Below are 16,085 nucleotides of genomic sequence, written 5' to 3' on the forward strand. Positions count from 1 at the left end.
ACAACTATTTATCAACAATGAAGCCTTGGAACACTTCTACGTAGTTATCAGACAGGATATCTAGCTGAGTCTGAGTTTCTATTCGAGACGCAATGGTGGTTATGCCTAAGTTGTGAGCGGTTCTAGATATTGATGTTAAGGTAAACTTCTGTTTTTCATCATCAAGGTTATGCGTGAACAGGTAATCTAGCTTCACATAGCTTGGGCGGTACTCGTTGATGTAATCCAGCGATTGGAAGTTACGTCCGTAGTTATCGACACCAAACATGGCTTCAGTGTTGCGAATGGTGTTACACAGCAGCGCTGTGTAGTGCGGAACGTTAATGAAGCAGTTTTCTGGAATCTCAAAATGCAGCAGGTGAGCGATTGAAGCATTTTGTTCAAGCATTTTACCGATCCAACGGATGAAGCTTGGTTGAGAGATACTGCTTGGTGAAATGTTGATAGCAATCGGGCTCGTCACCTCGTTTGCATTGAGCTTTTCAATCATTTTCTCGATAACGTATTGGTCGAGAATGTGGCTCATTTCAAGTTGTTCTAGCGCGTATAGATATTGGTTGGCACCGTAACGAACACCGTCTTTCTCAATAGCAGAAAACACCTCTTGGTGATACGTTTTACCAAAGGCATTGTTTGCGGCTTGGAGACGGAAGGTAATGAGGTCGTTAATGATCGCTTCTTCAACTAACATACGCCATTGTTGTTTACCCATCACGGCACCATGGTCGTCTGCTGTTACATAACCATAAGTAAGCTCACGGTTCGCCTTGGAACTTGAGAGCGCGTTATCGACTAACGACATGATTTCAGTACTGGTTTTACGAGTGTTGCTGTAGGTGACGCCTAATGCAAGGTGTGGATTAGCCGTACCTGTTGGATCTGAGCCAAGGCCTTGAATGCAGTTTACAATGCTACTCGCGACGAGTTTAAGTTCGCTCTCATCGATGTTTGGCATAATGAAGCCGAACTCGTCGCTAGAAATACGAGCAATAGTGATGTCTGGTGATGAAATTGAAGCTTGCAACTGTTCGGCCAATTGGTGAACCAAGGCATCACCTTCTTGGTAGCCTTTTTCATCGTACTCTTCACTAATAAACTCGGCCTTTAGTACTGCTAAACCGCCTAAACTGGATTCTTCTAACCACTGAGTTAGTTGGGACATGTAGTAAGCACGGTTACCTAATTGAGATACAGGGTCGATATACGCTCTTTCACGCAGCTTCTGTGCTTCTTTCGCTTGATTTTTAAAAGCCAGTTCAACTTGAGTCGACATGTGGTTGATACCATCGACAACTAGGGTTAGATCTTTTGTCTTAGGGCGGGCCAGTGGTTCGCCAAACTGATTTTTCGCGATCTGATCCATTTTAGTAATGATCATAGAGAGCGGGCGTAATGCTCGCTTAAGGATCCAAGAGATAGAAACTAAACCCAGCAGGAAGATCGCTCCAAAGGTGGTCAATAAACGGGTGAATGCTTGCCAAAGTTGATCGTAGGCGGGACCAGGGTGGCTGACAATCTCGACCTCCGCCAGCTGCATCCAGCCACTTGTTATCACACGGCGATCATGAACAGGTTCAAACAGGTTCAGATTAGTAAACCATTGCGGTACTCCTGTAGGTTTAACAGGATATGAGCGGAGAATGTCTTCACCGCTGTCGAGAAAAATCAATCGAACGACTGAATAAGAACTGCCATCAAACAGGGCGTTGATGACAGACTCTACGGCCACCTTGTCCTTTTCTTCTAGGTAAGGGGCAAGGGCCAGCCCAACAGTATTAATGGTATTACTTACCTCAGAGCGTTGCTGCTCCTCTAAGTATCCACGGGTAGTATTGAATTCGATCATAAAAACTGATGTCATCAGCAATATGAAAACCGCAACCATCCCGACCACAAGCTGTTTATATAAAGTCATTGTACTTACTCATCGTAATTTATAATGGGTTTATTTAATTTTAGAGAGCGTTCACGAGAACGTAAGTCGTTCCATAAGCTCAACCTTGAAGATTTACCTGCTAGCTTACCGCTGCCTGCTGCCGACTTGATTAACCAAAGGTTCCTACCATTGAAGCTGTAAATCGGTCGTAGATCTTGCCGCTTAGAGCCGCGTTTTATTTCAGGATTTAAGTTGTCCAGAATTAGTGGCTCCGCACTGGGTGTTGAGTAATACGCCAGCACCATATGGAACTGGTTTAGCTCAAGTGCTTTTACATACACCAAGCGTAGTTTTTTATCTGGGACGCCCAGTTCAAGCAAAGAAAAGTACTTTGCTATAGTGAAGTCTTCGCAATCACCGGCATTGCTGCCTAAAAACTCTAGTGGTGTCGCCCAATAATCGTTCTTTCCCCAAAGTATTCTGTCGTCGACAAAGTACATTTGGTTGAAGAATTGGTTAACCGACCTGAGCTTATCTTTCTCACTTAGCCCGTCGTATGACGTCATATTTGAACGCCAGGTGGCGACGCGTTTTCCTGCTCTCTCTCCGTAGGTTTCAGAGACAGCATCTATCCATCGTTGATCACTCTTATTGAGCGCCACAGAGGTAAAAGAGGTGAGTACTAGCAACAATAACGAGGCTCGAGACTTCATAGTCTTTGCTCTTGTCTATTCGTTGTATGCTGCAAGGCGTTATTAAACATCAAACGTCCTTACTCTTTTAATGCGTTGTTTTGAGCGCTTAATATCGGTTTCAACATGTATTCAAGCACGGTTCTTTTACCTGTAATGATATCGACAGAGGCCGTCATTCCCGGAATGATAGGCAGCTCTTCATTGTGCCCGAAACTGTATTTTTCAGTACGTACACGCACGATATAGAAACTGTTGCCTTCTTCATCTTGCGTAGTATCGGCGCTGATGTGTTCTAACACGCCTTCTAATCCACCATATTTAGTAAAGTCATAAGCACTAAATTTAACAATAGCGGTCAACTCTGGGCGAAGAAAAGCGATGTCTTGCGGAGCGATTTTTGCTTCAACTAGTAGCGAGTCTTCAGTTGGTACAATCTCAACAATGTCCATACCAGGCTGAATGACTCCACCAACGGTATTAATGCCCAATGTTTTTACTGTGCCTGTGACGGGGGATACCACCACGGTACGATTGACTCTGTCTTCCAGGCCAACCGAAGATTCGGTCATTGCTGAGAGTTTGTCTTGTGCTTGGTTCAGTTTTTCTTGTTGTTCTGAGCGGAAGCTCAGCGCAGCATCAATACGACTTAGCATGGCTTCTTTGATTGCGGAGCGCAGTAGAGGAATTTTGAGTTCACTAGAGGTCATTTCTCGACGAGTATCGTTTACTTGCCTTTGAAGCTTGAGTAGTTCAATTCTTGGTACTACCCCTTCGTCGGCAAGCGGCTTTGTTATTTCTAGTTCTTGGCGGGCGAATCGGTAACTCTGTCTTAAGTTATCGACGCGTGCTTTTATTTCAATAAGATCTTGTTGCTTCTGCTCAACCTGTTGATCAAAAACGGAAAGTTGATTTTTTAGATTATTAAGGTCTTGGCGATATTCTGCTTTTTGGCGGTTAACCAGTTTTGGATGAAGCTCGTAGAACTTTGGAGGGAAGGCTAATTTACCGTAGTCGAGTGAGACACTTTGTTCCCAGTTTTCGACGGAGAATTCTTCGTTGATGACCACACTGCTAAATGAAGCAGAAAGCATCAGCACGTTGGCTGTTAAGTTGGCGACTTGTTGTTCGCGTTCACGAAAGTCAGAACGGAATCGAGTGTCATCGATCAAGAGAAGCTGTTGACCTTTTTTAACGCGTTGACCTTCTCTAACTAATATCTCTTTTACTAGGCCACCCTCAAGGTTTTGGACAACTTGGATTTGGGACGAAGGAATAACTTTACCTTGACCAACGGTGACTTTATCGACTTCAGCCCAAGAGGCCCAAGCAATAGCAGCAATAAAAAACAACACGATCATCCACAGCATGATACGCGCACTGGTGGGCGTATTGAGTAGCAGTGCCGCTGTTTTATCATCGGCATACTCAAGTTCGGTGTCGTTCAGTTTGCTGTAATTCTTCTGGCTCATGACAGTCCTTGGTTACTAAATAAAGTACAAGCTCATTGAGTGTATTCTTACTTTTGATAAATGTTAAGATTTGGCACCTTTAAATATTTGAATTTATATATCTTTCAATTCTTATCGGTTTTTGAAATCCGTTTTATCGAGCTGATGCTTTCTTAGCTTGTCATAAAGTGTTTTTCGCGACACTTGTAGTTCTTGTTGTACCTCTTTTAACCGCCCTTGATGGCGATGTAATGCCTCAATTAAGATAATTTGCTCAAAGCTATCGGTACGTTGATTTAATGATAGCTGTTGCTCCTCGATGCTCGTATCAAATTGGTGCTCATCATTTTGCTCATTTTTATCATTGCCGAGTGCTGGCTGCTTTACTTGAGTTAACACTCTGAGTTCAGCATGTTGACGAAGCTGTCGAATGTTTTCGCTCCAATGAGTGGCAATTAGCCGTTGAATCTCTTTTTCTGTGATAACTGGCGGCGGCAGCTGATAGCGGCTTGCTGCACCACGAGCAAAATGTTTGAACAAAGAGCCAATATCTTCTGGCCTTTGTGCCAACGGTAATAAATCAAAGCGGCGCAGTGCACTTATAATTGTAGTTGGAACTATTGTGCTTGCTAAAATGATACAGGTTGCATTGGTCTTGCATGAGTTTTCACGAAGTAGAGTGGGTTTTAGGTTTGCTAACCATAACCATTGCTCCTGAGTTAATACCTCTGTCTCATGGATATAGAGTGTTCCGCCCTGGTGTTTGAGAAATAACTGCAAAACAAACTGATGAAATGACGCTTCATCACTGCGTGGTAAATTGAACGCGGTGATAGGACAAAGCTCGGCCGTTTGATGGCTGTGTAAGTCATGTGTGTACTGCGCCGTAATTCTTTTGCCCGTTCCGACGTCACCGACAAACAGTAACAACGGGTTTTGTTTGCAATCTAGAGTGATTAACTCACGGCGTAATTGCTGCATAGAAGGGGATTGGCCAATGAGTTTCGGCCCCACCTGATTCTGCATTGCTAACTCTTTTCTTAATAGATTATTCTCTTCAACCAAGGCGAGTTTGTCGGCGGCTTTTTTTACTGCGGTAAGTAGAGCATCGATAACAAACGGTTTCTCGAAAAAATCATAAGCGCCGGATTTCATTGCAGACACTGCAGTTTGTACATCGCCGTGTCCAGTGAGTACGATGATTTGAAAGTTGGGGTTTTGGTTTAACAACTTTTGAGTAAATTGAATACCATTCATCACTGGCATGTGAATATCAGTGATCACTATGCCTGCTTGTGTCACATCAATTTTATTTAGCGCTTCAATGGCATTTGGGAAGCAGACAATGTCGATGCCTTCAATGAGCATCGCTTGTTCTACGGAGTCTCGGATGGCTGGTTCATCGTCTACAAAATAGAGTTTGGTCATAGAGTGCAAGAGCCGAGTCCTTAACAGTCGGTCAAAATTAGGCGTTAGCCCTCTTTTTATAAAGTGGAATATCTAGCGAGAATAGCATGCCTGAGGGCGCTCGCTGTGTTGCTTTAATCGTGCCGTGATACGCTTCAATAATCCGTTTCGATATTGAGAGTCCCAATCCTAAGCCTTCTGGTTTGGTGGTGAAAAATGGATCAAAAAGTTGCTCAAGTTTATCATCAGAAATACCAATCCCGTTATCCCAAATGATCAGCCGGCATGTACCGTTTTGCAGTTGCCATTCAACGCCAATCTGCGGGCTAGCCAGCTGATTCAAATGGTGGCCTTGGGCTTGCTGTTCTTTCAAGGTTTCCTGTTCAAGGCATTGCTGTTGAAGTGCTTGAATGGCGTTGTGAGTGAGGTTAACCAACACTTGCTCAAGCTCTGTAGGGTGAATGGCAATATTAATGTCATTTGGCACTGTACTTAATCTAAGGGTAATGCCGTGCTTGAGCATCAATGTACTGAGAATAGTGGTGGCGTTGTTTATCGCTTGATGAAGGTTTGCCTTGTGGTGCTGTTGTTTGGTGACCTTACGGGTGAAAACTTTCAGGCGGGTGATGATCTTTGTAATAGATGCATTCAAAGCGATCATTTTATCTAGGTTGCTTTTGACTAAATCGGAACGTCCCATTTCAAGCAGTTTTACGCTGTTCTCGCTGTAGGTTCTCAGGGCCGCAAGTGGTTGGTTGATTTCGTGATTAATGCTGGCTGACAGCTCCCCAAGCACGGCTAGTTTGGCGGTTTGTGTCAGTTCTTGCTCTGTTTGTTTAAGCTTTAGCTGAGACTCTTGATATTGAAAGATGGTTTGCTGAAGCTGCTGGTTAGATTGTTTTAAATATTGGGTGCGTTTATCAACGGCTTGCTCTAAGTTTTGGTTAAGCCGAGTTAACGCCACTTTCGCTACATAGGTCTGACGCCACGACCAAGCAATGAGCACCATCAAGCTGTAAATGACGACAAAGATTACGTCGATCTGTAGAACTTTAAGGATTTCAGCATTGGTCTCTTTTAAAGCAATTACTTGGTATTGGTTGTGGCTAATTTCTGTGGGGTAAAGGTTGAAATTACCAAGCTTAAATAATTGATTCGCTGTTAGGTTTCTTTGTACTTGGCTTGCTGGAATACCATTGCTCTGATTTGCTTCGTTAATTTCTTTTGCAACGCTTGAAGAGCGAAAGGCTTCTATAATCGAAATTTGGCTTTGACCGTATTGGCGTTGAAGGGCGATATCTTGTTGCTGCTGCTCACTTAATGGCAGTAATGAGTGATAAAGCCAGTGAATCTGGCTCGAAAGAAAAACCACTTGGTTCGAGTCGAGTACTATGATCTCAAAGTCGTCGCTGGTTAGGATGTTTTCGAGATTCTCTAAACTCACCTTTACGGTAATAACCCCCACAACTTCCTTCGCGATATACAGCGGTGAAGATAAAAAATAACCTCGCACGTTCGAGCGAGCACCTAGCGCGACATATTGCGTATTGTTGCCTTTAATCGCAGAGGCAAAGTAGGGGCGAAACGAGAAGTTCTCACCGACAAAAGTTTGCGCTTTTTGATAATTACTTGAAGCGACCACTGTGCCGCTTGGGTTGTGGATATAGATGGTATCGGCCTGGCTTTGACTCGACCACTCAAACAACAGTTTATTGAGTTGTGTTGTGGTCATTCTATCTGACTGTGGTGACTGGTCAAAATAAGAAAGTAGGCGTGGATCGTGACTGAGTAAATCTGGGATTTGTTTGAACTTATCCAACTCAGAATCGATTTGCAGATTGGCTTTATTGGCAGCTTCGTTAAGTTGCTGTGTAACGGCTTTTTCTTGAAATTGCACTGCTAAAAAGTGAGTGGCGGTGAGTCCTGCTGTTCCCAATAACAATGAGAGTAAAACAAAAGGGGTCATCAGGTTAGACAGTATATTAGTCACTAGGATCTCAGCTTATAATCGGTTTATATAAAGATTATCAATATGGTGTCTAGAGTACCGAGATCTCGTTAACACAGCGAACCTTCTTTGACACAAAACCAAGGCTGAGACTTGTGTTTCAAAGCATTACGGCGCAAAATCACAAAAAATTAAAAGGAGCAATCAAATGGAACTTACAGACATTCGTCGCGAATACGCTAAGGGTGGGTTGAGACGTAAAGACTTGGCCGCAGACCCGATTGAGCAGTTCAATCTATGGCTAGAGCAAGCCATTGAAGCTAAGTTGACTGACCCTACTGCCATGACAGTTGCTACGGTTGATGAAAATGGTCAGCCATTCCAACGAATTGTTTTGCTGAAGAATGTGGATAAAGATGGCTTCGTTTTTTATACCAACTTAGGTAGTCGTAAGGCGCACCAACTTGAGCACAACAGCAAGATCAGCCTGCACTTCCCTTGGCATCCGTTAGAACGACAGGTTCACATTACCGGCACGGCGGAAAAGTTGACTGCGATGGAAAACATGAAGTACTTCTCGTCTCGTCCGAAAGAGAGCCAGTTAGCCGCTATTGCCAGTAAACAAAGTAGCCGTATTTCTGCTCGTGGGATTCTAGAGGGTAAGTATCTAGAGTTAAAGCAGAAGTTTGCGAAAGGAGAGATCCCAGTCCCTTCTTTCTGGGGGGGATTTCGAGTGCGCGTTAATAGCATCGAGTTTTGGCAGGGTGGCGAACACCGTCTGCATGACCGCTTCTTGTTCTCACGTCAAGACAACCGCTGGGACATTGATCGCCTAGCGCCTTAGTCTCATTAACCTTAGTTTGCTTCATCGAAATAAAAATACCGTTGATTTTGTGTTTACTCACATCAACGGTATTTTTTCGATATAGAGACACTATTTGGCTACTTAAAGTAAACCCTGAGAGTTTACAGCTCTCGTAATACTCTGAATCCTAGATAGTTGGCTGCGGTTGAAGGTGCAACGTTCAGTTCGTTATACACTTTCGCCTCTTCTGGAGAGAAGCTCCATGCGCCACCTTTCGCTAAGCCTTTCTGAGTGGCTGTCCATTCCCATACGTTCCCCACCATGTCGTAGAAGCCCGTTGGTGTTGGTAAGAATGATTTAACCGGGGATGTACTGACGTTTGACCAAGGAGTACCAGCCCAGCCGGTATTGGCTTTACCTGAACGAAATTCATTGCCCCACCAGAAGTTGGTATTCTGACCTGCTCTTGCAGCAGCTTCCCATTCTTGTGGCGTTGGTAAGCGGTAGGTGAAACCTGTGTTGTCAGATAGCCAACGAGTGTAAGCCTTGGCATCGTTTTGGCTCACACAAACGACAGGAGAGTTATTTGCTTGCATAAAGCCAGGGCTCTGCCAGTCGTTGTCAGAAACCGTCGTGATCTCGGCATTGACGAACTTATCACAAGTATTCATCAGCTCTGCGTCAGTCTGGTAGCCAGTGCTTTCAACGAACGCTTTAAAATCTTGAACACGGGTTGGCGTTGCTGCTAAAGCAAATGGTTGTTTGATTGTGACTTGCTTGGCGTTGTGTTCGCCCAACAGGTAACGACCAGAGCCGACAACAATCATTTCTGGGCTCTGAATGTTGCTCCCCATTGGGTCGGCAAACTTAGTGCCAACGTTCAATGAGTTCTGTTTGGCTTGTAATACCGCTCTTAGGTTGTGATCGCGGGTTATCTTCAATTCTTGATTGAAAGGAAGGTATCCTTCTTTCACTATCGTGACTATGTGTGGGCCCGTTGGTAACATCACTTCAACCGGAGTACTGCCATAGTTCACGCCGTTGATAGAAACTTTGTCGTTGTACTTATTTGAGCGAACCACTAAGTTGACCCAAGCGACTTCTTTTTGTTGATCGTTGGTTTGTTGCTCACTTTGCGTGAAACAGTTGGACGATTGAATATCAAGTAGGCGGCAAGGTGTATTTTTGTCTGGACGCGTTTCTAGGTTTGCAGTAATAACCGCTCGGTAACGATTATTTTCAGAGAAGCCAGAGGATTTTACTTTGTGCTGCAGAACGTGAATGTTTAGTGAAGCAGATGCGAGATGTTCTCTCACCGCTTTTGATTCAGTCGCGTTGTCCACAAGGCTTTTCTGAAATTGTTTCACCGCTTTTTGAAGCGCTAAGGTCACGGTTTGCTCTGAACATTGTGCCAATGTCATGTCATGGCTACAACGGTTAGTAAAGCTGACCGTTTGTTCTACGGCTTGAGTTATCTCGTTTCTTAGTCGCTCAGCTCTTGCTCTTAACTTGTCTTGACCTAGATTTGCTATTGAAGCCTCTACAGCTGTTTTCTCTGCTTGAATAGCTTCTAACTCCATAGCTAAGCCTTGCTGTTTCTGTTCTGCGTCTGAAATCGCAAGCTTGCTCTCTTTTACGGCCTTCCAAGCGTCTTGGAATCGGTTTTGAGCTGGCGAAATATCGAAATCTGGCTCATCAATCATGCGCGAGTAATCTTGCTCTAGGTCAGTTTTTGCCTTTGCGAGTGCTTGCTCTGCTTGAGCTGATAACTTAGCGAGACGCGCGGTTTGCTGTGCCTGATTGTCGACTAGGTTTTGTTTCTCAGACATTTTCTTTTCAACAGACGTTAAATCGGCATGTTTTTCGAAAAGTAAGCTTTCAATATCGGTGACAGACGCTGCGATCGCTGGTGGCGTCTCAGCAAAAACAGCAGGCGTCATTAAGCAGGGAGCAAGTGCAAATAGTAGAGTGGGGAAACCTTGGCGCATGTTGGGCTACTTCAATCGTAAGTTAGGTTAATCGAATAATCTAAACTAACACGCCATTTCGTCTGTAGCTACTTTCTATAACTATCAACAAAATGGCGAGTCATCATTCAGCTTTGTGAAATAGGCACGGCTATTTATATCGACTGAGCTTTTTATGTCGGCTGAGCTCTCTCTCACTATAGAGAGGGTTTAACTTTCCTTGCTAGGAAGGAGTTTAACCCAAATAGTATCGCTGCCGCTGATGGTTACAGTGCGGTTGTAAGACTCATAACCTTCTTTTGAAATAGTTACTTGGTGACGACCGCTTGGTAGAGCAACCTCAATAGGTGTGCTGCCGTACTTAATGCCGTTGATGGTGACTGAGTCATTGTATTGATCAGAGCGCACTGTCACATTAGCCCACTGTTTGTCACTTTTTTTAACCACAGCTGCGTCACTGCCTGTTAAACAGTAGCGTGTTGAGACATTCAATAAGTTACACGCTGCAACCGCTTCAGGTTTAGCTTGAAGTTGAGCCTGCATCTGCATGAAGTAAGAATTATTACCGGAGAAGCCGCTCTTGATCGCTTGGCTATCTTGAACATGGATATTCAGTTGAACACCTTGTAAATTTTGCTTCGCGAGTGCACTTTCTGTGAGCTGATCAAGTAATTGAGACTTAAACGTCTGTACTGCTTTTTGGTTTGTTAAGTGCTTGCCTTGAGCAGTACACTCACCCAGTGTCATTGTTGATGAACATGTGGTGGTGTAGCTGGTTTCAAGAACAGCACTTTCACGAAGTTCTGTGGCGATACGTTTAACTCGAGCTGCAACTTTGGACTCTCTCAAGTTAGCCAACTCATTATTTAGACGAGCTTGTTTTTGCTTGATTTGAGAAAGGTGAATCTCGCTCTCGTTCATCGCTTGTTGGTTATCTAGCTGAGACGATTGGTTTTCTTTCACGGCTGCCCAAGCATCTTGGTAGCTTTTCTGAAAAGAAACCAAATCTGTTTCTGGATCTTCAAGTAAGCGGCTGTACTGTTTGTCTAGCACAGACTTAGCTCTGTTGCGTTTTGCCTTTAGTTCTTCACCTTCGCGTAACAACTTGCTGTTTTGGTTCTGTAGTTGTTTTAAGTTTTCAGTCGCCGATACTTTGGTTGCTGAAATACGCTCAATATCTGAGTTTTTCTCTGTTAGCTTTGCATCGATAGCTGAAACGGGATCGACTTGATTCAGTTCTTCAGCGGATAACGATGCAGATACCCAAAGAGGGGATAGCGCAAGTAAAAGCGCTGAAATTCGAAAGTTAGTCATAGGTCCCTGCAACTTATAGATTGAAATTGGCTCGTTAATAAAGTGTCAACTTTCTAGTTGTGAGTCACTAGTTATTATCAATTGACACAGTACCCATCTTTATACCGTTTTATTGCCATCCAATCTACTCAAAAGCCAAGTTTCGGTACTTCGGATACACTTTTTACGGGTTAAAGGTTAATTATTTGAGCTCTATAAGAAAATTCTGATGTGATTGTGCTGTTGTTACGTTCTCATCTATGAACCACTCTGATGGTCTGTGTGAGTGCTTTTAAGCCCCTAAAATTACCGGAACGATTGGTTCTACAATGGCCGTAGTTTATACACTCATGATCATCTTTCCGGAGGCATGATCACAACGATCACGGTCGTGATCTTTTCGTAAAGTGTGAAGAAATGACTCTCATGATCATTTACAAATTCATCTTAAGTAGATTTCAGAGTAGTATTATTAATATGTCGACTTCAGTATTTTGATGCCATGCCAAAACCTTTACCTTTGCCAAACCTAGATTTGTCTCCGATAGGCCTTACTGTGCCTCGTCCGGCTGAGATCATTACTTTGCCATCTCACATGGATTGCCACGATCACCATTATTCGCAGGTAGTCATTGGTTTAAAAGGACGGGCTGAGTTTGAGATCAACGGGAAAGGTAATCTTGTCGGGCCTGGGCAAGGTTGTGTGGTGACGGCTAGCTCTGATCATGCTTTCGGGGGAGTGGTCGGTCAATCGGATATTCTAGTGCTTAATATGCCAATGCCAACCGATGATGACCCTCTGATGCTAGAGAAAATTAACCAGTTAGCATCATCGAATGTCTACTTCCAATTAGACGCGCAAATTCAAAAGCTTATTCATATGCTAGTGCAAGAGATGCAGGCGAGCCCTGATGATCTCCTGTTGAGTCGTGCGTGTAATGATACGGTGATAGCGTTGATGCAAAGACATATTTCAGCATTTGAAACCTTAATAAAAGACTCGCGTTTTGATCTTGATGCATTGGATCGGTACATCGAGCAGCACCTAGTGAACAAGATCTCGGTCGCGCAACTTGCGGGTAGTGTGTTCTTAGGTGAAAGTCAGTTCCACATGCTATTTAAAGCTCAAATGGGTATTACTCCACATCAGTATGTTTTGGGTAAACGCATCGATCGCGCCCGCCGCTTAATCGAACAAGGTAATCTTAGCCTTGGTCAGGTAGCAGAACTTGCTGGTTTCTCCGGTCAATCCTCTTTTACTCACACCTTTTCGCGCCTTCAAGGCATGTCACCATCTCAATACAAAAAGCAAATTTCTGTTAAATAATGGAATGAAATACCAGGTTATATTAAAGTTTCATATGTGACGTTGTGTTTGTTTTGTTAATAAAGCGAGCTTTTGGCAAAAACCCCGGAGTTTTTGACAAGTAATCCTTATATACTCAAAATACACTGCTGCCATTGTAGAGAGCCCGAACTCTTTTCGGGTGTGAGATTAAGGAAAACGCATGTTTACAGCTACTGATGTGTTAAAACCAGAATTCAATGAGCAATCGCTTGATGATCTATGGTCGCTTATCTCACCATTGTATATGGTGGATGAAACCCAATGGCTAGAGCAGCTCCTGCCACTAGCTACCCCTTCTGAGTCTGAAAAGAAGCAAATCGCAGACAAAACGACATCATTGATCGAATCTATCCGCGCGGATAAGACTTCTATCCAGATGATCGATGCCTTGTTGCTTGAATACAGCTTAGATACTCAAGAAGGCATCTTGCTGATGTGTCTGGCGGAAGCTTTGATGCGTATTCCTGACTCAGCAACGGCTGATGCGCTGATTCGTGACAAACTCAGTGTTGCGGATTGGAAATCTCACCTGAAGAATTCTGACTCGGTTTTTGTTAACGCATCAACTTGGGGCCTAATGCTAACAGGCAAGGTGGTTGGACTTTCATCTAATGAGCAGAGTGCGGGTCAAGCCGTTAACCGTTTAGTCAACAAGCTTTCTGAGCCGGTAATTCGTAAAGCGATGCACCAAGCGATGAAGGTGATGGGTCACCAATTCGTTCTTGGCCGCAGCATTGCTGAAGCGCAAAAGAACGGTAAATCTATGCGTGACAAAGGTTTTACCTACTCATACGACATGCTAGGTGAAGCAGCGCTGACTACGGCAGACGCAAACAAATACTTCAAAGATTACCTCATGGCGATTGAAGCCGTGGGTCGAGATACCTACGTATCTTCAAAATCGAGTCCTGCTCCATCGGTTTCTATCAAGCTTTCTGCGCTTCACCCACGTTATGAAGTGGCGAACGAAGATCGCGTATTGACTGAACTTTGCGACACGCTAGAGCAGCTATTGCGCCGCGCCGTAGAGCTTGATGTTGCGATTACGATTGATGCTGAAGAAGCGGATCGCCTAGAGCTTTCTCTTAAATTATTCGAAAAACTGTACCGCACTGACCTTGTAAAAGGTTGGGGTAAATTTGGTCTGGTTATTCAAGCCTACTCAAAGCGTGCACTGCCTGTTTTAGTATGGCTAAATCGCTTGGCGAAAGAGCAGGGTGATTTAATCCCGCTTCGCTTGGTGAAAGGCGCTTACTGGGACAGCGAGATCAAATGGTCACAACAGGCTGGTTTCACTGATTACCCAGTTTATACACGCAAAGAAGCGACAGACGTAGCTTACCTTGCATGTGCGCGTTACCTATTGAGCCCAAGTGTTCGTGGCAATATCTTCCCGCAGTTTGCGAGCCACAATGCTCATACGGTTTCTGCTATCGCAGTGATGACTGAGCACAAAGATTTTGAATTCCAACGCTTACACGGCATGGGTGATTCTCTTTACAATCATGCGATGGAAGCTTACCAACAGTCAGTACGTATCTACGCACCGGTTGGCAGCCATAAAGACCTTCTGCCATACCTAGTACGTCGCTTGCTAGAAAACGGCGCAAACAGCTCGTTTGTACACCGTTTGGTTGATGCTCGCTGCCCAGTTGCTGAGTTGACACAACACCCTGTCGATATGCTTCTGGCATTTGATACGCTAAACAACACTAAGATTCCTCTGCCTCCAGCGGTATTCCCTGAGCGTAAGAACTCTTACGGTGTGAACATTGATATCGAAAGTGAAGCTCACCAGTTTGAAGAGCAGGTTAAGTCTTACCTTAACAATCAATGGACTGCAGGCCCTGTGATCAACGGTGAATCTCTTGCCGAAAGCATGATCAAGGCTGATCAGAACGTTGAGCAAGTAACCGCACCTTACGATCGTCGTATTAATGTGGGTCAGGTGGCTTTCGCTAACCTTGATCATGTTTCCGCAGCGATCACTGGCGCAGATGCGGCATTCGCTGATTGGAACGCAACATCGGTTGAAACCAAAGCGGCTGCGCTTGAGAAGTTGGCTGACCTGATGGAAGACAACCTTGCTGAGCTAGTGGCGATTTGTCATCAAGAAGCGGGTAAGACGATTCACGATAGCGTTGATGAAGTACGTGAAGCGGTCGACTTCTGTCGTTACTACGCAAAACAAGCAAACAACCTACAAGGTTTCGAACTAAAAGGTTTTGATGGCCAAACACGAATCGCTTCACGACAAGGTCGCGGTGTGTTCGTTTGTATCAGCCCTTGGAACTTCCCTCTCGCTATCTTCCTAGGCCAAATTACAGCGGCACTAGTCGCGGGTAACACGGTTGTGGCGAAACCTGCTGAGCAAACAAGTTTGATTGCAGCTCGCGCCGTTGAACTGATGAATGAAGCGGGTTTCCCTGCTGGCACCATTCAGTTACTTCCAGGTCGTGGTGCTGAGATCGGCAGTGCGCTAACTAGTCATGATGCGATTGCGGGTGTTGCCTTTACTGGTTCAACACCAACGGCACAACGAATCAACGTGTCTTTGGCAAGCCGTAACGCTAAGCCTGTTCCGTTTATCGCGGAAACCGGTGGCCAGAACGCGATGATCGTCGACAGTACCGCACTGCCTGAACAGGTGGTTCGTGATGTGATTCGTTCTGCATTTGCTTCGGCAGGTCAACGTTGTTCTGCACTGCGTGTGCTTTACATCCAAGAGGACATTGCAGACCGCGTGATTGCATTGATTCATGGCGCGATGGACGAGCTTAGTGTTGGCATCCCACATCTTCATAAAACGGATGTTGGTCCTGTTATCGACCAAAATGCGAAGCAGAAGTTGTTGGCGCACTTAGAAAACATGACCAATACCCAGAAGAAGGTGGCTCAACTTTCTCTAGGTACGGATTGTGAACATGGTGATTTTGTTCCACCAAGTGCATTTGAAATTGATGACATCAGCTGCTTAAAAGAAGAGCAATTTGGTCCTGTGCTGCATATTGTTCGCTTCAAAGCGAGTGAGTTAGCGCAAGTTGTAGATCAAATTAATCAAACAGGTTTTGGCCTAACTATGGGGATCCACAGCCGTAACGAGACTACTTACCGTTGGATCGAAAAACACGTTCGTGTGGGGAACTGCTACATCAACCGTGACCAAGTGGGTGCTGTTGTTGGTGTTCAACCATTTGGTGGCCAAGGTTTGTCGGGTACTGGCCCTAAAGCGGGTGGTCCTCACTACCTGTATCGCTTTACCGATGTTCATTTTTCTCAATCACAAGACAAGGCATAA

Annotated in this window: 10 protein-coding genes; 3 read left to right on the forward strand and 7 right to left on the reverse strand. The window is 44.5% G+C overall.

From position 1 onward, the window contains the following. Nucleotides 1–4 precede the first annotated feature (4 nt). The 5 genes from OCV24_RS16090 to OCV24_RS16110 form a co-directional block, all read right to left on the reverse strand. Nucleotides 5–1,915, reverse strand: a complete 1,911-nt coding sequence (locus OCV24_RS16090; protein WP_077681185.1) for a bifunctional diguanylate cyclase/phosphodiesterase — start codon at nt 1,913–1,915, stop codon at nt 5–7. Nucleotides 1,916–1,920: 5 nt separating this feature from the next. Then, nucleotides 1,921–2,589, reverse strand: a complete 669-nt coding sequence (locus OCV24_RS16095; RefSeq protein ID WP_017057706.1) for a transglutaminase-like cysteine peptidase — start codon at nt 2,587–2,589, stop codon at nt 1,921–1,923. Nucleotides 2,590–2,648: 59 nt separating this feature from the next. Continuing rightward, nucleotides 2,649–4,040, reverse strand: a complete 1,392-nt coding sequence (locus OCV24_RS16100) for an HlyD family type I secretion periplasmic adaptor subunit (protein ID WP_046222950.1) — start codon at nt 4,038–4,040, stop codon at nt 2,649–2,651. 111 nt (nt 4,041–4,151) lie between these two features. Then, nucleotides 4,152–5,447, reverse strand: coding sequence for a sigma-54-dependent transcriptional regulator (locus OCV24_RS16105; RefSeq protein WP_146443516.1), 1,296 nt, complete (start codon nt 5,445–5,447; stop codon nt 4,152–4,154). Between the two features lie 37 nt (nt 5,448–5,484). Next, nucleotides 5,485–7,392, reverse strand: a complete 1,908-nt coding sequence (locus OCV24_RS16110; RefSeq protein WP_150877752.1) for a sensor histidine kinase — start codon at nt 7,390–7,392, stop codon at nt 5,485–5,487. Between the two features lie 190 nt (nt 7,393–7,582). Between OCV24_RS16110 and pdxH the strand changes: the two genes are divergently transcribed. Beyond that, nucleotides 7,583–8,218: a pyridoxamine 5'-phosphate oxidase gene (pdxH, locus tag OCV24_RS16115; protein WP_017057710.1), complete on the forward strand. Its 636-nt coding sequence runs from the start codon at nt 7,583–7,585 to the stop codon at nt 8,216–8,218. 122 nt (nt 8,219–8,340) lie between these two features. Here pdxH and OCV24_RS16120 read toward each other — a convergent pair whose 3' ends face one another. Together OCV24_RS16120 and OCV24_RS16125 are read right to left on the reverse strand one after the other, a co-directional pair. Next, nucleotides 8,341–10,167 (reverse strand): SUMF1/EgtB/PvdO family nonheme iron enzyme, encoded by a 1,827-nt coding sequence (locus OCV24_RS16120; RefSeq protein WP_150877574.1) that lies wholly within the window; start codon nt 10,165–10,167, stop codon nt 8,341–8,343. A 189-nt stretch (nt 10,168–10,356) separates the two neighbouring features. After that, entirely contained in the window at nt 10,357–11,460 is a 1,104-nt protein-coding gene (locus OCV24_RS16125; RefSeq protein WP_017057712.1) for a PEGA domain-containing protein, read from the reverse strand. A gap of 481 nt (nt 11,461–11,941) precedes the next feature. Between OCV24_RS16125 and OCV24_RS16130 the strand changes: the two genes are divergently transcribed. Together OCV24_RS16130 and putA are read left to right on the forward strand one after the other, a co-directional pair. Continuing rightward, complete coding sequence (locus OCV24_RS16130) at nt 11,942–12,766, forward strand: AraC family transcriptional regulator (protein ID WP_017057713.1); 825 nt, start codon at nt 11,942–11,944, stop codon at nt 12,764–12,766. 181 nt (nt 12,767–12,947) lie between these two features. After that, a complete protein-coding gene (gene putA / locus OCV24_RS16135) occupies nt 12,948–16,085 on the forward strand; it encodes a bifunctional proline dehydrogenase/L-glutamate gamma-semialdehyde dehydrogenase PutA (protein WP_017057714.1) in 3,138 nt (1,045 codons plus the stop codon).

This window comes from Vibrio kanaloae (assembly GCF_024347535.1).
In the GTDB taxonomy this organism is placed as follows: Bacteria; Pseudomonadota; Gammaproteobacteria; order Enterobacterales; family Vibrionaceae; genus Vibrio; species Vibrio kanaloae.

Excerpts from the sequence above, each read along its gene's own strand:
- OCV24_RS16100 (WP_046222950.1), bottom strand. The coding sequence starts at position 4,040 with ATGAGCCAGAAGAATTACAGCAAACTGAACGACACCGAACTTGAGTAT.
- OCV24_RS16090 (WP_077681185.1), bottom strand. The coding sequence starts at position 1,915 with ATGACTTTATATAAACAGCTTGTGGTCGGGATGGTTGCGGTTTTCATA.
- pdxH (WP_017057710.1), top strand. The coding sequence starts at position 7,583 with ATGGAACTTACAGACATTCGTCGCGAATACGCTAAGGGTGGGTTGAGA.
- putA (WP_017057714.1), top strand. The coding sequence starts at position 12,948 with ATGTTTACAGCTACTGATGTGTTAAAACCAGAATTCAATGAGCAATCG.
- OCV24_RS16130 (WP_017057713.1), top strand. The coding sequence starts at position 11,942 with ATGCCAAAACCTTTACCTTTGCCAAACCTAGATTTGTCTCCGATAGGC.
- OCV24_RS16095 (WP_017057706.1), bottom strand. The coding sequence starts at position 2,589 with ATGAAGTCTCGAGCCTCGTTATTGTTGCTAGTACTCACCTCTTTTACC.
- OCV24_RS16105 (WP_146443516.1), bottom strand. The coding sequence starts at position 5,447 with ATGACCAAACTCTATTTTGTAGACGATGAACCAGCCATCCGAGACTCC.
- OCV24_RS16125 (WP_017057712.1), bottom strand. The coding sequence starts at position 11,460 with ATGACTAACTTTCGAATTTCAGCGCTTTTACTTGCGCTATCCCCTCTT.
- OCV24_RS16110 (WP_150877752.1), bottom strand. The coding sequence starts at position 7,392 with ATGACCCCTTTTGTTTTACTCTCATTGTTATTGGGAACAGCAGGACTC.
- OCV24_RS16120 (WP_150877574.1), bottom strand. The coding sequence starts at position 10,167 with ATGCGCCAAGGTTTCCCCACTCTACTATTTGCACTTGCTCCCTGCTTA.